The organism is Alicyclobacillus kakegawensis NBRC 103104 (assembly GCF_001552655.1).
GTDB lineage: Bacteria > Bacillota > Bacilli > Alicyclobacillales > Alicyclobacillaceae > Alicyclobacillus_G > Alicyclobacillus_G kakegawensis.
Map to the genome: position 1 here is coordinate 1 of NZ_BCRP01000005.1, position 15,346 is coordinate 15,346.

Here is a 15,346-nt window from a genome sequence, read left to right on the forward strand (position 1 = left end):
CCTGTCTTGACAAAGTCGGGTTCAATACGCCCTCCAACATCCAGCTCATTCGTAAACTCTCGCAAGGCGGGGACTACACTCTAATTCTCGAGAACCACTGGTCCCAAAGGGGCTTTCCGTAGTACCCCGACCGCTACGAGAATTTTATCTCAAAACTCTCCGGAGTACGGGACATCAATATACTAGGGGGCTTGAGAGACCCCCACCCCAGGTAAAGATACGTGGAGCATGTCGAGATGTGGCTTCTCGGGCCAATTAAAGGCCAAAGAAGATACATCTGCGGGCTGGGGTAGACCCCACGGCCACACGAGCCAGTATGCCTCCGAGGGACGACCAACACGATTCTGCCTTGTCCTACCCTCGGGCAGAGATTCCCTGCGACTGCCTTCAGGGGCATCTTCCCCCCCCACATTCAAACGTACAACATCTGGTCGCCTTCGGGGTATCGTATACCTCACAGTTCTCAGCCCCGCAAGCGGGACATGGGAATTTTGCTCCCTCGTGAAAGTCTAGGCGAATGTCCAGTCTGCATTTCTTATGGGAGAATTCGACTTTCTCGACGTACACCAAGGTTCGGTGATGCTAAGCGTACGTGTGAATAGGGGTACCGCAGCATATTTGTGTTTCCATTCATGTAGGATGCAAGCGGTGCAGTCAAGGGACCGTGGAATACCGCAGCGCAACGAGGATATGCCTCGAAAGCCCTTGACTGAGACAAACCCATTACAGCCTGTCTCAACTGGGAGAGCCGACCACAGGGAGGCATCTCCCTTGGTGATCTAGATGGCGAATCTCCCGAACTCAACCAGATGCTCGCTACAAGAATTGACCTCAGATATCCATTTCAACCTCGATAGAGATAAAAAAACTACGATGAGATGACCACCAGTGTGGCCACCTCACCGCATCATCAGTTCGAGCTATCAATCACGAGAGTTTGAATAGAATGGGCCAGCGACGTTCCGACAGCCACCTTGCCCGGTTCTGTGGTGAACCGATATGGAATCGTCGAGTCTGTCCGGTTCATGACGACAACGACAATCGAACCGTCCGGATTCTCAAATGCTACGCATTCCAACTGATCCGTGTACACACTGCACCCGATCCGCACAGCCCCCGGTCGAACAAACTTCGCCACATGGCCAATATAATAATAGGAAGGCTGATAGTGAAGTCGTTGATTGGCCACATCTGCGATGATTGGTGCGTCGCAGTAGTTTTGAGCGTGATTGGGACCACCCTGTTCATCCAACACGATGTTCCAATCGACCCAACCGTTCGCCCAGTGGTTCAAGTCACCGATGATGTGATGGCCGTATCGTTCGCCCAGCGCCCAATCTCCCAACTTGACGCCACCCTCGACGCAGCCCTCTGTGAACAAGAGTTTCTTATCCGGGAATACGTGGTGGACAGCGTCGAGATCCCCAAAGTGGTCCCCCGAATACCAATGAAACCCAGCTCCCCAAATATATTTCGAGGCTTCCGGATCTTCATAGGCTACCTTCGCGCGTCGGTACAGACTGTCCTTGTTATGATCCCAAATGATAATATTCACGTCTCCGAAACCTTCCGCGTCGAGCACCGGACCCAGATGGTCCCGCACGAAATCGGCTTCTTCCTGCGCAGTATAGTTGCAGGAGTCCCATGTCTGGACCGCAGCCGGCTCATTCTGAACGGTAACGCCCCAGATATCGATCCCCGCTTCGCGGTACGTCTGCAAGTACTTCGCGATGTACTGAGCCCACGTCCGCCGATATTCCGGCAAAAGCGTACCGCCATGATTCATGGTGCCCGTCGTTTTCATCCAGCCCGGCGGGCTCCATGGTGAGGCAAACAGACGAAACGTCTCGCCAGCAACTGATTTCGCATCCTGAATGAGTGGAATTAAATGCGCCCGATCCCGCTTGATATCAAACGTGGACAACGAATCGTCCCCATCTTCAACGTACGAGTAGTTCTCTAATGAAAAATCGCAGCTGTTGATATGTGTTCGGCATAATGTATATCCCAGTCCCCGGTTGGCATCAAAGTACGCCGTCAGCACTTCAACTCTAAAATGTGGCGCCATTTTGGCCAACGTAATTGCAGCAGCTTCCGTAAATGCACCGCCGAAACCTTCAATGGTCTGGTATTTCACATCCGGATAGATATTCAGGAATCCATTCCAACTGCTTGTATCCTCTTGAACGGTGATAGGTTCCTTCTCCGTCAACCTATCCCATGTATCTCGCGCGGTTTGAAAAACGCGAATGGTTTTGTGCGTCGAAGCTCGTGAAGTCAAATCAATTCCTCCTAGTAGATGAGGATACAGCACATATCTGTCTTTGCCCTACAAAGACCTGATCGCCCCGTCCAACTAGCGACTGAATCCTGCCGTCATGCCTGCCAACAACTGCTTGCGGCCAATAATATAAGCAATGATAAGCGGTACTGCCGATAAAATCACTGCAGCCATAATCGCTGGGACGTTCATTGTATATTGACCCTCGAAATGCTGCAATGCGAGGGGAAGCGTCTGAAGTTTCGGATTGCTCGTAAGGACCAACGGGAACAGAAAATTGTTCCAAATTTGCACAAAGTTATAAATGCCAACAGCCATCATCGCTGGCCTTGAAAGCGGTAGGACCAGACGGAACAATAAACCGAATGTACCGACACCGTCGATACTCATGGCTTCGTATAACTCTTTCGGAACATCTCTAATAAAGTTTACTAGAATTAAGATGGACAATGGCAAGGCGAACGCGACCGAAGGCAGAATAATCGCCCACAGCGTATCGTAAAAACCCATTTTATCGATCAAGATGTAGAGTGGAATTATGGCAGCCTGAATGGGAATTGCAAGTCCCGCTAAGAAGAGCGTAAACGCCCGCGAACTAAACCACCCGTCGAGTCGAACAATCGCGTAAGCGGCGAATAGGCTAAACACCAGAATCATGACAATGGAGATGATCGCAACGATGGCACTGTTTACAAAGTATCCAACAAATCCTTGTGCAAGTACGTCTTGAAAGTTCCCGAGGTATGGATGAGCCGGAGGCAACCACGGCAAGCCTGTGATATACGTTTCCTGGGTACGCAAACTCTCAAAAACCATATACAGAATCGGATAGAGCGAGACAATCGCCCAGATAATTCCGAGTGTCGTCACAATCGTTTTGCGCAGCAAACGATCACCCCTTTTCCAACACAGTTATCATTGACTCGACACCTTTACATTTGTAGGTGTCGACAAGCTATCGAATCCAATATCGCTAAGAAACATCGCCAATCCGAAGAATTATACACCTTCCGACTGACTTTCCAGCTTTCTGAACCCAGTAAACTTCGTCATGACGATGGACAGGATAATGCCAATAATCGCGATGACGACCGCAAATACACTGCCATACCCTATCATGCTTTTATTAAATGCCGTGTTGTACATGTTCACGGCCAAAACGTTCGTTTCCTCGTTCGGCCCCCCATCCGTCAAGATGTAAATGAGATCGAAGAACGTCAGAGATCCCGTCAGCATCAGAACCGTCGACGTCACGACGGTGTACTTCAACTGCGGCAAGGTGATAAACCAGAACTCTTTCCAGAAAGTCACGCCATCAATGCGCGCCGCTTCGTAGAGCGAATCCGCAATTTGTTTCCTTCCTGCCTGGTACAGCAGGCTATGAAAGGGAATGTATTGCCAGGATACAATCGCGACAAGCGTCCACAGAACTAGGCCAGGCCTTGTTGAACCGAGCCAGTTTGCCGCGAGAAACTTCAGGTGGATTGCGTTGAGCAGTGTGTTGACCAGGCCAAAGTTGGGATCAAGTATGTAAGACCACAATAGTCCCACCGCCACCGACGAAAAGAGCAGCGGCAGAAAATAGATGACACCCATCCAACTCCGGTGGCGTTGCTTCCCCGCCAAATAAATACCCACCATGAGAGAAAGCGGCGTCTGAATGACCCACGTCAAAATCATCACTTCAAAGGTGAGCAAAATCGAGTGCCAGGCTGAGCTGTCCTTGACAAATTGAACCCAGTTTGAAAGCCCTACGAATGTTTGATGACCAATTCCGTTCCAATTGACCAAACTCAGATAAACCGCGCCAAGCATCGGTACAATCCCGAAGACAATAAACAGAATGAGGGAGGGCGCCAAAAGGAGGATAGCAATTCTCTGCGTTCGTTTTTTCCTCGGCACATCAACGACCTCCTTAATCGTGCTCTATTCTCAGTTGCGTCATTACCCACCCAAATAAGCAGGAAAACCATAAAACACGCGAAGTGATTTGCCGCCCATCAATGGACGCGATAGGCGACAAATCAGTTCTACTGGAACCTCATTTGAAGAAGCGCAGCTTACGACTTCGGGATTGCCGCATTCATGCTCTTCACGAACTGTTGCGGTGTCATCTTCAAAACGAACACGCTGTTGAGATCCTTCAGCAAGGTCTGCGCTTCAGACGGCGGCAACAATTGGTCCCAACCGGTCACAAACACAGGTGCTTTTTCAGCCTTGTTGTACACATAGGTGAGGAAATTGGAGTCCGGAACATTCTTGAAGTCGCCTGCAAGTCCTTTGACCGGCGGAATGACGCCGTTTTGAATCTCGGTTTTGATCTCGTAACTGTTCAGTGGAACATCCTTCAAATACTCTTCAGCGCCGCTAATATCTTTGCTGCTGGAGGACACCGAATAGTAGGTCGATATGTTGCCCATCAAGTCATTCGGGTTGCCCTTGCCGCCAGGAACTTTCGGGAACGTGGTCCAACCCAAATCTTGCGATGTAAATTGAGGAGCAGACGACTTCAACGATGGAAAGATCCAGGAACCCTGAAGCAACATCGCGGCTTTACCGGAATACAGAAGCGCCTGATCTTCATTGCTGTCGGCACTGACACCTGCATAACCGTTTTCAAATCCGCCAGCCCGAATCAGCTGCTGAATCATTTGGATAGCCTTGGCCACAGCCGGATTGCTCCACGCATTCGGCTTATTGTTGATGATGTTGTTGAACACTGACGGTCCACCGATTCGATCCGTTAGATACATGAGCCACAGAAGGTCTGGCCACTGATCGCGTGCCCCGAGCGAGATCGGCGCGATACCATTCGCTTTCAAGGTCTTCACGTCAGACAACAATTGAGGCCAGGTTGTCGGTACAGGCAAGTGATACTTTCGGAAGATGGCCTTGTTGTAGAAGAGAAGCTCTGGTTGCGTACCGGCGCCTTCAGGCACACCGTACACATGGCCATTGAACGTCACGTTACCCCAGACGCCGGGGAAGAACTTGTTCTTGTAAGATGGATTTGCTTTCAAGAACGAGTCAAGATTGACAACTTTATGAGCGTCCACATAGGTTTTGAGCGTGCCACCACCCCAGCTGAAAATGATATCTGGCGGGTTGTTTGCGCCCATCGCAATCTGAATCTTTTGCTTGTACGCGTTGTCGTTATAGAACTGAATTTTTGCGGTGACTTGTTTCTGTGACTTGTTGAAGTTATCCGTAGCCGTTTGCATCATGTTTTGCATGGTGCCACTTTCGGAATCCCAAATAGTGATGGTATGGCTTGTAGATGAACTCGCACTGCCGCCATTCGATCCGTTTGAGCTCTGTGTGTTGCTGTTGCTGCCTGCGTTACTGGTGTTTCCGCCCGTACCGCAACCAGCGACCAACCCAGTAAAGGTGAGTGCCAGCGCCGTCGTTACCAATGCACTTTTCTTCAGCATAAAGTGTACCCCCCTTGTGTTTTGCTATAACGTTTAAGCAATATCTGTGAAAGAGTTTACAATACTTCTTATTAAGAACGCAACTACCGAGGAGACGATATTGAGCCCCGGACGATAAATTTAACAGGCAAAATAATTGGCTTGGTGTAATCACGGCCCTCCAGCTTAGAAATCAGCATGCTCGCCGCATGTCGACCCAATTGGTAGATATCGTGCCGAACCGTCGCAATCGGGGGGGTGACGTATCTCGAAAATGGGGCGTCATCAAAACCGACAACGGAGACATCTTCCGGAACAGACATTCCAATGCTCTGTAGATATTCGATAACACCGAGCGCCATCACGTCGGTCGAGGCCAAGATCGCGGTGGGCTTTTCAGAAGCGGCTCGCATAATACGACGGGCTGCCATCCGTCCACCCTGTCGACTGTTCTCCCCTGTGCCGACATCGGTAGCCTCACAGATCAGCCCCATCTTGCGCTGGATATCCCGAAATATAGAATAGCGCTCATACACGTATTCGTAAGCAAGCGGCCCAAGTGCATAGCCAATCCTTCGGTGACCCAGTCGCGCTAAATACTTAATTGCTTCTTCCAGACCTCTTCTCGTGTCGGAGACTACATAATCTTCAAGCTCGTTCTCAGCGCCCCTGGCCAATGAAACGAATGGGACGTTCGCGCGCTGAAAAAATGACACATACTCGTCCTTTACTTTCACTTCCGTGAGAACCAGCCCATCGATCCGGTTCCGCACTGTCTCATTCAACCCATCCGCGTAGATGATGGAGACGACATAGCCGTGTTCGAGCGCGATCTCAGTCAATCCACGAAGAAGTTCGGAAAAGTAGGGGTCGAGGAACGCACGCGGTGACGCTGGAATAAACAACCCGATTGTGTACGAGCGATTTTTGACCAACGCCCGCGCGAACATATTCGGCGTGTAATTCAGCTGTTTGGCCGCCGCGAGAATGCGCTTTTTCGTATCCTCACTAAACCGGTTGTTTCCGTTCAAAACGTTGGAAACGGTTGCAGGTGTCACCCCGACAATCTTTGCAATGTCTTTAATTGTGGCTTTACGGGACACCACCAAGCACACCCTTTCGATATGAAGAGTCAGGATATAATTTTAGATATAATTTGGGAGTAATTCTATATGGACTTTCTAGAGTCCTCCTTACACGGGGGTTAAGACCAAGTCAGACTCGGTGTAAAGGGGATGATTTTCATGAAGCGAAGGAAGTATGATAAGGCCTTCAAAGTTTCAGCAGTCCAACAGGTATTGGAGGAAGGCAAGAAGGTCTCTCATGTTGCCAAGGCGCTTGGGATTCTTCCTACTATGCTCAACCGATGGGGTTACGAGTACCAAACTCATGGTGAGGACGCGCTTTCCGGAAATGGCGCACCAATTCGCAATGCGGATTGGGAAATCCAGCGTCTGCAAAAGCGGCTTGAAGAACTGGAGACGGAGAACGAGATCCTAAAAAAATTTCAGGCATACTGGAAGGGGGTAGAGAGGTCAAGTACCGATTCATCTGGGAAAACGCACAAACCTACGAAGTGAAGGTGATGTATCGCCTGTTGCGGGTCAGCCGGTAAGCCTACTACGATTGGTGCAAGCGCCGCAAGAGCCAACGACAAATCGACAGCGAGCTGCTCATGGACGCCATACGCGAGGTATACCGTGAATTCAAAGGCCGCTATGGAAGCCCGCGCATCGCGCTGGAACTTTGTAAGCGAGGCATCTTCACGAGCAAGAACCATGTGGCTCGGCACATGCAACGGATGGGCCTTGTGGCCCTGCCGTGGCGACGCAAACATCGCCTGGGGCGCGAGCCGTCAGGCGAATTGTGGAGAATCTGGTTCAACGAGCTTTTGCCGCTGAGACCAAAAACGTGTTATGGGTAGGAGACATCACCTACATTCGACTACAGCACGGTTCCTGTACCTGGCCACTTACATTGATGTCTTTTCGCGAAAGGTTGTCGGGTGGGCGATGAAAACCCGCATGACTGAGCAGCTTGTCATTGACGCGTTCCTGCGAGCCATAGGCCGGGAACAGCCACCGGCAGGGTTGATCGTCCATGCAGACCGAGGATCGCAATATACGAGCCGGCGCTATCAAGAAACCGTGAAGCGTCATGGCGGTGTCATCATGTCCCGCCCGGGAGATCCGTACGATAACGCAGTGATGGAGGCCTTTTATAAGACATTGAAGGCGGAACTCCTGCCCGGCGGGAAATTTGTGAGTGTCCGGGAAGCAGAGAATGCGGTGTTCGAGTACATCGAATGTTTTACAACAGCAAACGGATGCATTCTGCTCTGGGCTATCTTACGGCGAAGCAATACGAACACTGCCATACGTCAAACATGTCCGTCGTTTTTGTCTTAACCTCGTGGCAAGGAAACTAGGGGAAGTCCAGGAAGGGTAGTCATTTGGTACGATGGGTTATGCCCCTTTGTCGAGGTTGGACGTGTTTAAAGTCGTTGTGAGAACAGGCATTGGCCGCGACTGGGTGTGTCAATCCAACGATTGAATTTTCCAGTATAGAGGTGATAAAGGAGTTCGCCATCACGGGCCTCGGTATGACCTTGTTACCCGCGATGGCCGTAAAGTCAGAGGTGAAAAGCGACCTGCTCCGATCGCTTGTCTGGCGTGGTCCCGAGTTCCCGGTGGTTACACAAATGCGCTGGTAAGGACAAAATGGCTTACGCCTGCCCAAAGTGCCTTCATGGATTTTACAAGAGAAGTCCTGCTAGACTACGGCAGCACATTTCCTGCCGCGCGGTAAATCTCGTACCACTCTTCGCGCGTTAGATATATATCGCTTGCCTTACAGCAGTCCCTCAACCGCTGTATATTCATCGTGCCAATGACGGGCTGCATCTTTGCGGGATGGCGCAACAGCCACGCAATCGCAATGGTCGTGTTGCTCACGTCATACTTCTTGGCGATCTCGTCAATCTTCTGGTTCAATTCCGGGAACTTGTCATTGCCGAGGAACACGCCTTCGAAGAAGCCGTATTGGAAAGGCGCCCAGGGTTGGATGGTGATGTCGTGAAGCCGGCAATAATCGAGCACACTGCCGTCCCGGTCGACCGCTGCATCGTTCTCCATATTCACATTGATGCCATTCGAGATCATGGTGGCGTTCGTGATGCTCAGTTGCAGTTGGTTGGCCACGATAGGCTGCTGTACCCATCTTTTCAGCAATTCAATCTGCATCGGTTTCTGATTGGACACACCGAAGTACCGCACTTTTCCCGAACTCTCGAGAATGTCGAACGCCTCGGCCACCTCTTCCGGCTCGACCAGCGCATCCGGACGGTGCAGCAACAGGACGTCCAGATAATCGGTCTTCAGCCGCTTCAGGCTTCCGTTGACCGCTTCCAGGATATGCTCTTTCGAGAAATCGAACATGCCCTTGCGAATGCCGCACTTGGACTGCAGGATAACCTTTTCCCGCACGTCGTCGTTCATATGGATGGCTTCCGCAAAGATCTCCTCGCACGCACCGCCGCCGTAGATATCCGCGTGATCGAAGAAATTCGCGCCTTCTTCCAACGCGGTTTGGACAAAACGCTCGGCTTCGGCCTTATTCAGCGATTGAATGCGCATACACCCGACGGCGACGACCGGCACCTCTAAGGTGCTGGTTCCAAGTTTCATGGTTCTCACGGTTTGTCTCCTCCTTTAAGTGCATGTCAAGTGCATGTCCGAAAAGAGGTTAGGCACCACAGGCATAAGTTTCGCTAAGCGCTAAAGAACTAAGCTCGACTTTATAAGACCCCAGCAGTGCGAGGAAGCTAGCCCAAAATGCGTACTGGGCCTGGTCCCCAGTGGGGACTGTTCAGGCCGGGCGATAGCCCCGGAAGTTCTAACCCCCTCTGGGACAACCTCTTTAACTCCATAGTCTATCATTCGACCAGAACTCGTTCCATGTATCGGGGGGTTCCCACAGACCCGAAATCTCCGTCCGGATGCAGGTGCTGGGCGATGACTTCATCGTTGAGTTCATCGCTCCCAAGACTTGGCGCATCCGGAACTGCAATGAACCCGTTTTGCAGCGGCGGTTTAGGAAACTTAGTACTGATGATAATGTCATCCCACCAATCCACGTCGACGGAATGGAATTCGAGTGTGAGAAAATTCTCCGTTGCGGCCGCTACGTGAACCTCTGCCAGGTAGGCAATGGGACTTTCCGCCATATGTATGGCCATGATCACACCGTACTCCTGTGCCATATCCCCGATTTTTTCGTTTCTAGAATCCCACCGACAGTCAGTACGTCGGGGTGAATCACCGATACCCCGTGCGATCCGAGCAACGGCCTGAAGTTCTCTTTCAAAATATATGCCCTCTCTCGTGCAGATTGGCGTGGTGACTGACTTCGACAACCTGACGTATTGCTCAGTGTACTGCCATGGAATCATATTTTCCAGGCGTAGTCCCGAGTTTCGTGGAAATTTGAAAGTGGCGGTCTCCTGACCCCGTTTGGTATAACGAGTTTTGGAAAATTCAGGAAGTAAGAACGCCACTATGAAGTCAAAAGTACACAAGATTGCGTTGAAAGGCCAGAAGCAGTTTACAAGATTCGATCCCGAAAAGAGCCTAGCTGTCCAGCTTGCTCTGTTGAATGTGTGAAGCGACCAAAGAAGGCCTCATGGCGCTGGCGGTGCAGACTGGCCGGCGAGTCGTCCAGACCATGATGCAGGAGGAGGTGGATGCCCTTGTCGGTCCCAAAGGCAAGCACAATCCTGAGCGCAAGGCCGTTCAGCATGGAAAAGAGAAAGGCTCCGTCACCCTCGGCGGTTGCAAGATGGCTATGGAGAAGGTGCGTGTGCGCAGCGTGGATGGCCGGGAAATTCCACTCGAGACGTATCAGGCCCTGCAGGACCCAGATCTGTTAACACAGGCTTCGCTGGAGCGGATGATTCATGGGCTGTCCACTCGAAACTATCTGTATGGTCTGGAGCCGGTCGGAGAGGAATTGGAGGCCTCTGGCACGAGCAAGAGCGCCGTCAGCCGCCGGTTCATTGCAGCCACAAGAAAACGGCTGGCTGAGTTGATGCAACGGCTTGGACAGCCGCAGATACGTTGCCCTCATCATCGATGGCATCGTGATGGCAGAACACACCGTGGTAGCGGCCCTGGGGATTGACGCAGAGGGCAAGAAACAAATGCTGGGCGTGTGGCACGGAGCTACCGAGAATGCCACGGTGTGCAAGGCACTCGGGTCTGTCAATAATTTTGTGTAAACCCCATTGAGTGAGCTTAGCGAACGTACTGACTCTCCGGTCAATCGCTGAACCTATCTTATCTTTGAGATAGAGACATCAAAGGCAATTCGTTTTGTGATTCAATGCTTATTCCGCACCAATTCAATCACTTCCGTCGGCACTGGCTGGTTGCGCACTTTCTCCACTTCACGCATATGGCCTGAGTGCTTGAACCGCAAGCATTACCGCAAGGAGACAACAAAATAATATATTCAATTCCATACGACGAGTTTCCTTAAATTCCTATCCACATGTTAAAATGAAACAAGTAATATATCTCACTAACTCGACTGCTCGAAGAAGTGTTCCACAATTAAGAGGTGTAAGATGTTAAAGAGGATAAGTTCGATATATCTGATTTCACCATTAGTCATCTTAGTATACATTTCCATTACGATGACAATATATACAGGTCCATTAAGATTGATCGTAAGTTTAAATACTGCTGAAGTACTGTGGAACTACGGGGTTGGGCTGACAATCATCCTTTGCATCTTCCCTTTGACTTGTTGGGCAAAGTCTCGAAGGATCCCGCAACTACCGAGAACCCTAAACGCTGGCATTATACTTGGAGGTATGTTTGTATGCTATCTGTTATTGATCACCCTTCTGTGGACAATGTATGAGTATAAACCTCCCACCTTCATGTTAAATATCTTAAAGCCGATTGCCACGTTATTCCATGATTTACCATATAATGATCGACGAAATATAGATAACGCACTCGTTGGTCCATTCTGGCTAACGGTATTATGGGTAGGCTTTTCCTTATGGCGACTTAACACTTATAGTAGGCAATCGTTCACCTTAACCTGGCGGGACGGGTTAGTGATTGTCCTATTGCTTCTTTTGTGGACGGGGCTGTCTGTTTTGAGAGGAAACGTATGGGCAGAGACGCCCGAGAATATATTACCGACCGTGTCCATCAGCAGTCTCATTGCCTTTAGTTCACAGTTTTTTGTCAATGGATTTCAGGAGGAGACCGTCTTCAGGGGCTACATTTTTCCTCAAGTCTTGTCCTTTCTTCGATCCCCTGTTCTCAGCATGTGGATAGTCGTTATCCTGTTTGATATAGCGCACATACCATCGTTACTCATCGGCATGCATCTTTCCCTTTCATGGTGGCAGTGGTTACTGGAGTGTATGTTCCCATTGCAACCAACGGGATGGGTATATGGTTTTCTCTACTATCGACTAAAAAGTGTTTTACCTGGTTCAATATTTCATACTTATACTACCATTTGGGGAGGGTTTCCCTTTATGAGTTAACATGAATTTTTCCTGATATCTGTAGCGCCATATTATCCAAATGAGCATAGCGAGAGACAAACCCGTCTTGCACCGAACACACCTCCATTTGTCCATCTTAATCCTTATCCCCTTTCGAAAGCCATGTACTTTCGCGATTCGGACACCGCCTGACCTGTCCGTGTGTTACCAACATAAACCCAACGCGCTCAACACGCCATTGATGGTGTTGGACCGAAGGCTCGCCTCCTCGACATGTAAAACACGAAATCCTCCTTGATGAGGTGTGCCGTCACGCGCCGCACGTAAGGTACCGTAATCCCTTGCCGGATCATCGCTCTTTCAAGCTCCGTCAGATTCTCCTGGTGCCACCGCTATCTGATGAGAGAAGCCAAATATCCCGTAGAAGAACGTTTTCTCCTCAGACAGGGACAGCCCCCTGTAGTGTCATTGAGTCAACTTCGTTTTTCCGTTGTTTCGGCATCCACGCACACGTTTGGATGTGTCTGCACACACGTCACGGCGACTATCGAAGCCAAAACGAAAGCAAGGGTCCCTGGTCCAATTTTCCTAGGAACCCCTGCCGTACAAGACTCTATGGTGTCGAGGACGGGACTTGAACCCGTACGGGTTTCCCCACACGCCCCTCAAACGTGCGCGTCTGCCGATTCCGCCACCTCGACATATGGTTTGATATGTCACACGATTGATTCGAAGTGACGACCATTATTATACGGGCTACCCCAGGGCGTGTCAACCGCCGGAACACACGCCATGTCCCCGCCACCCAACGCCGTCCCAGATCTTACGCTAAGCCCAACAACCGGCCCCAGGCCGGGGCGGTTTCCCTCGTAAACCGTCCGCCCGCGCTCTCCTATGTCTGCATCTTCCACGCCGCTTCAAACCCGTAAATCCGTTTGTACAGCGTATAGTTGTAGAACACCCGGTCGACGAAGTGGCGCGTCTCGCCCACAGGAATCTGCTCCACGTCCTTGAGCCCGCCGCTCCAAGTGCCGTGGTTCAACCAATCGTTCACACGCCGCGGCCCTGCGTTGTAGGCGGCAATAGCGGCGGCCTGGTTGCCGTGAAAGGTGACCAGCAAATAATGGATGTACCAGCTGCCGATGCGAATGTTGGTGCGAGGGTCATGCAGGTCCAACGGACCGGAAAGCGTGGGGTCTTGATCGCCGTGGCGCCGCATCTGCACGCGGATCCATTGCGCGGTCCCGGGCATCAGCTGCATCAGCCCCACCGCGCCGGCGTGGGACACGTCGTCGGTGTGAAACTTGCTTTCGACGCGAATGACACTCGCGACAAGGAGCGGATCGACGTGTGCAGCGTGGGCCGCCTGCTGGATCTCGGACGCGTATCCAATGGGGTACATCCACTGCCAAAACCGGTTGGAGCTGATGAGTCCGACCAGTGCAATCAACAGAATCAGGCTGATTACTGTCCGCCGGTTGACGACGAAGATCCGCACCCGGTCGCGCCGCTGCGAAGGCTCTTCCATACGCGTTCAACCTGCTCTCTGGTATGTTCTAAAGTCCCAGTATTGTCGATTACATAGTCTGCCAGTCGACGCTTCTCCTCGATAGGCATCTGGGCGCGGATGCGCGCCTCGGCCTCCGCCTGGCTGTAGCCGTTTCTCGCCATCAGGCGGGCCAATTGCGTAGCCTCGTCCGCATAGACGACAACGGTGCGCTGAACCATACGCCGGGTCTCCCCTTCGAACAACAGTGGCACATCCCAGATGACCGGATGGCCCGGGTGCTCGGCCAAATAGGCGTCCGATTCGGAGCGCATGCCGCGGCGTACACGCGGATGGGTGATGGCGTTGAGTCGCCGCCGGGCTTCCTGGTCGTGGAAGACAATGGCCGCCAGGGCCGCCCGGTTCAAGCTCCCGTCCGGGCGGAGTACGTCCGGCCCGAACGCCTCCACCACCTCACGCCATCCGTCCGTTCCGGGCTCGACCACTCGGCGCGCCCACACGTCGGCGTCCACGACATAGGCGCCGAGCTCCCGCAGCATGTTGGAGACGGTGCTCTTCCCCGTGGCGATGCCGCCGGTCAGACCCACGATGAGTCCGCTCATGCGCCCACCCCTTGGCCCGCGTGGTCGTCGCCAGCCGCCAACCGCCCGTCCTCCTCATCCGTCGTCTGACGCGCGTCCAATCCGTTGGCTCGACCGTAGAAGCTGGGCCGGCTCTTGCCGCGCGCTGTCGAAGACCGGCGGGACGTCCGGGGCGGGCGCTGGCACAAGGGGCAATAATGCGTGCCTCGGCCGCCTACGCGCGTTTTCTCGATGGGGGTCTGACAGACGCGGCAGGGTTCCCCTTCGCGCGCGTAAACATTCAGCTCCACCTGGAAGCCGCCGTGCCGCCCGTAGCCGTCGACGTATGTGCTCACGGACGATCCGCCCGCATCTATGGCACGCCGCAACACGCCGCGAATGGCGGTCAAAAGTTCGTTCGCCTGGCGGCGGGTGACCTTCGCGGCCACCTGCTCGGGATGGATGCGGGCCAGAAACAGGGCCTCGTCCACGTAGATGTTCCCGAGCCCGGCCAGGCACGTTTGATCGAGCAGCACCGCCTTGATGGGTGCCCGGCGCCGATGGATGCGGCGGTAGAGACCCGCCCCGTCCAGCTCGTCCGCAAAGGGCTCCGGTCCCAGACTCGCCACCCCTTTCGGCATAGCATCCCCTTCGGCGATGAGGTCCATGGTGCCAAACTGGCGCACATCCCGGTAGCGGAGCTCTGTCCCGTCCGTGAAATGAAAAATGATGTGGGTGTGGGGTCCCTCGGGCTCCCCCGCTTGGTGCAGGCGGTATTGACCCTCCATGCGCAGGTGCGAGATCAGGCGATAAGGCGGGACGCGGAAGATAAGGTATTTCCCACGCCGCTCCACCGCCTCAATTCGGCATCCGGCCAACTGCGTCTGGAACCGCCCTACATCGCCCGGCGTGCGAATGAGGCGCGGCAATCGCACCTCCACGTTGCCTATTGTCTTGCCGACAACCAGTGCATCCAGGCTGCGTCGGACTGTTTCCACCTCGGGCAACTCCGGCACAGCATGCACCCCCTTCTACCTGCGTTCCGGCGGACGCCTGGACTTG

Annotated in this window: 15 protein-coding genes, 1 tRNA gene and 1 pseudogene; 6 read left to right on the plus strand and 11 right to left on the minus strand. The window is 52.6% G+C overall.

Annotation, left to right across the window (positions count from 1 at the left end; translation table 11 throughout):
- Positions 1 to 910: 910 nt before the first annotated feature.
- The 5 genes from AK2_RS05155 to AK2_RS05175 form a co-directional block, all read right to left on the minus strand.
- Entirely contained in the window at positions 911 to 2,281 is a 1,371-nt protein-coding gene (locus tag AK2_RS05155) for a glycoside hydrolase family 30 protein (protein ID WP_067932131.1), read from the minus strand.
- Positions 2,282 to 2,356: 75 nt separating this feature from the next.
- Positions 2,357 to 3,169 carry a carbohydrate ABC transporter permease gene (locus AK2_RS05160; RefSeq protein ID WP_217994669.1) on the minus strand — a complete coding sequence of 271 codons (813 nt, stop codon included), beginning with the start codon at positions 3,167 to 3,169 and terminating at the stop codon, positions 2,357 to 2,359.
- Between the two features lie 111 nt (positions 3,170 to 3,280).
- Positions 3,281 to 4,183 (minus strand): carbohydrate ABC transporter permease, encoded by a 903-nt coding sequence (locus AK2_RS05165; RefSeq protein WP_245632783.1) that lies wholly within the window; start codon positions 4,181 to 4,183, stop codon positions 3,281 to 3,283.
- Positions 4,184 to 4,341: 158 nt separating this feature from the next.
- Positions 4,342 to 5,712 (minus strand): ABC transporter substrate-binding protein, encoded by a 1,371-nt coding sequence (locus AK2_RS05170; protein WP_067932135.1) that lies wholly within the window; start codon positions 5,710 to 5,712, stop codon positions 4,342 to 4,344.
- Between the two features lie 83 nt (positions 5,713 to 5,795).
- The gene (locus AK2_RS05175) at positions 5,796 to 6,794 is read right to left on the minus strand and encodes a LacI family DNA-binding transcriptional regulator (RefSeq protein ID WP_157076235.1); all 999 of its coding nucleotides are present in this window, start codon (positions 6,792 to 6,794) and stop codon (positions 5,796 to 5,798) included.
- 141 nt (positions 6,795 to 6,935) lie between these two features.
- Here AK2_RS05175 and AK2_RS05180 point away from each other — a divergent pair, with 141 nt between their 5' ends.
- From AK2_RS05180 to AK2_RS17735, 4 genes are all read left to right on the plus strand, one after another.
- Positions 6,936 to 7,271: a transposase gene (locus tag AK2_RS05180; protein ID WP_169794731.1), complete on the plus strand. Its 336-nt coding sequence runs from the start codon at positions 6,936 to 6,938 to the stop codon at positions 7,269 to 7,271.
- A 95-nt stretch (positions 7,272 to 7,366) separates the two neighbouring features.
- Entirely contained in the window at positions 7,367 to 7,615 is a 249-nt protein-coding gene (locus AK2_RS17730) for an IS3 family transposase (RefSeq protein WP_083520875.1), read from the plus strand.
- Positions 7,608 to 8,099, plus strand: coding sequence for a DDE-type integrase/transposase/recombinase (locus AK2_RS05185; RefSeq protein WP_083520876.1), 492 nt, complete (start codon positions 7,608 to 7,610; stop codon positions 8,097 to 8,099). Before AK2_RS17730 ends, AK2_RS05185 begins: the two co-directional genes overlap by 8 nt.
- 110 nt (positions 8,100 to 8,209) lie before the next feature.
- Positions 8,210 to 8,404, plus strand: coding sequence for a LysR substrate-binding domain-containing protein (locus tag AK2_RS17735; protein WP_067932138.1), 195 nt, complete (start codon positions 8,210 to 8,212; stop codon positions 8,402 to 8,404).
- 64 nt (positions 8,405 to 8,468) lie between these two features.
- Here AK2_RS17735 and AK2_RS05195 read toward each other — a convergent pair whose 3' ends face one another.
- Together AK2_RS05195 and AK2_RS05200 are read right to left on the minus strand one after the other, a co-directional pair.
- Positions 8,469 to 9,386 (minus strand): aldo/keto reductase, encoded by a 918-nt coding sequence (locus tag AK2_RS05195; protein ID WP_067932139.1) that lies wholly within the window; start codon positions 9,384 to 9,386, stop codon positions 8,469 to 8,471.
- A gap of 239 nt (positions 9,387 to 9,625) precedes the next feature.
- Complete coding sequence (locus AK2_RS05200) at positions 9,626 to 10,141, minus strand: enolase C-terminal domain-like protein (RefSeq protein ID WP_083520877.1); 516 nt, start codon at positions 10,139 to 10,141, stop codon at positions 9,626 to 9,628.
- 133 nt (positions 10,142 to 10,274) lie between these two features.
- Here AK2_RS05200 and AK2_RS05205 point away from each other — a divergent pair.
- Both AK2_RS05205 and AK2_RS17745 read left to right on the plus strand, forming a co-directional pair.
- Positions 10,275 to 10,942, plus strand: a pseudogene (locus tag AK2_RS05205) (transposase); the annotation flags it as partial.
- A 690-nt stretch (positions 10,943 to 11,632) separates the two neighbouring features.
- Positions 11,633 to 12,256 carry a CPBP family intramembrane glutamic endopeptidase gene (locus AK2_RS17745; RefSeq protein WP_369406119.1) on the plus strand — a complete coding sequence of 208 codons (624 nt, stop codon included), beginning with the start codon at positions 11,633 to 11,635 and terminating at the stop codon, positions 12,254 to 12,256.
- Positions 12,257 to 12,833: 577 nt separating this feature from the next.
- Here the strand turns inward: AK2_RS17745 and AK2_RS05215 are convergent.
- The 4 genes from AK2_RS05215 to mutM all read right to left on the minus strand — a co-directional run bounded on the left by AK2_RS05215 (position 12,834) and on the right by mutM (position 15,300).
- Positions 12,834 to 12,918: transfer RNA gene (locus AK2_RS05215), tRNA-Leu, on the minus strand.
- A 191-nt stretch (positions 12,919 to 13,109) separates the two neighbouring features.
- Complete coding sequence (locus tag AK2_RS05220) at positions 13,110 to 13,745, minus strand: lytic transglycosylase domain-containing protein (RefSeq protein WP_067932144.1); 636 nt, start codon at positions 13,743 to 13,745, stop codon at positions 13,110 to 13,112.
- Entirely contained in the window at positions 13,682 to 14,326 is a 645-nt protein-coding gene (gene coaE / locus AK2_RS05225; RefSeq protein WP_067932148.1) for a dephospho-CoA kinase, read from the minus strand. Before coaE ends, AK2_RS05220 begins: the two co-directional genes overlap by 64 nt.
- Positions 14,323 to 15,300, minus strand: coding sequence for a DNA-formamidopyrimidine glycosylase (gene mutM / locus AK2_RS05230; RefSeq protein WP_083520879.1), 978 nt, complete (start codon positions 15,298 to 15,300; stop codon positions 14,323 to 14,325). Before mutM ends, coaE begins: the two co-directional genes overlap by 4 nt.
- Positions 15,301 to 15,346: the final 46 nt, after the last annotated feature.

Bases quoted from the DNA above. Each gene is read 5' to 3' on its own strand.
- AK2_RS05220 (WP_067932144.1), bottom strand. From the start codon at position 13,745: ATGGAAGAGCCTTCGCAGCGGCGCGACCGGGTGCGGATCTTCGTCGTC.
- coaE (WP_067932148.1), bottom strand. From the start codon at position 14,326: ATGAGCGGACTCATCGTGGGTCTGACCGGCGGCATCGCCACGGGGAAG.
- AK2_RS05170 (WP_067932135.1), bottom strand. From the start codon at position 5,712: ATGCTGAAGAAAAGTGCATTGGTAACGACGGCGCTGGCACTCACCTTT.
- AK2_RS17745 (WP_369406119.1), top strand. From the start codon at position 11,633: ATGTTAAATATCTTAAAGCCGATTGCCACGTTATTCCATGATTTACCA.
- AK2_RS05200 (WP_083520877.1), bottom strand. From the start codon at position 10,141: ATGATTCCATGGCAGTACACTGAGCAATACGTCAGGTTGTCGAAGTCA.
- AK2_RS17730 (WP_083520875.1), top strand. From the start codon at position 7,367: ATGGACGCCATACGCGAGGTATACCGTGAATTCAAAGGCCGCTATGGA.
- AK2_RS05180 (WP_169794731.1), top strand. From the start codon at position 6,936: ATGAAGCGAAGGAAGTATGATAAGGCCTTCAAAGTTTCAGCAGTCCAA.
- AK2_RS05185 (WP_083520876.1), top strand. From the start codon at position 7,608: ATGGGTAGGAGACATCACCTACATTCGACTACAGCACGGTTCCTGTAC.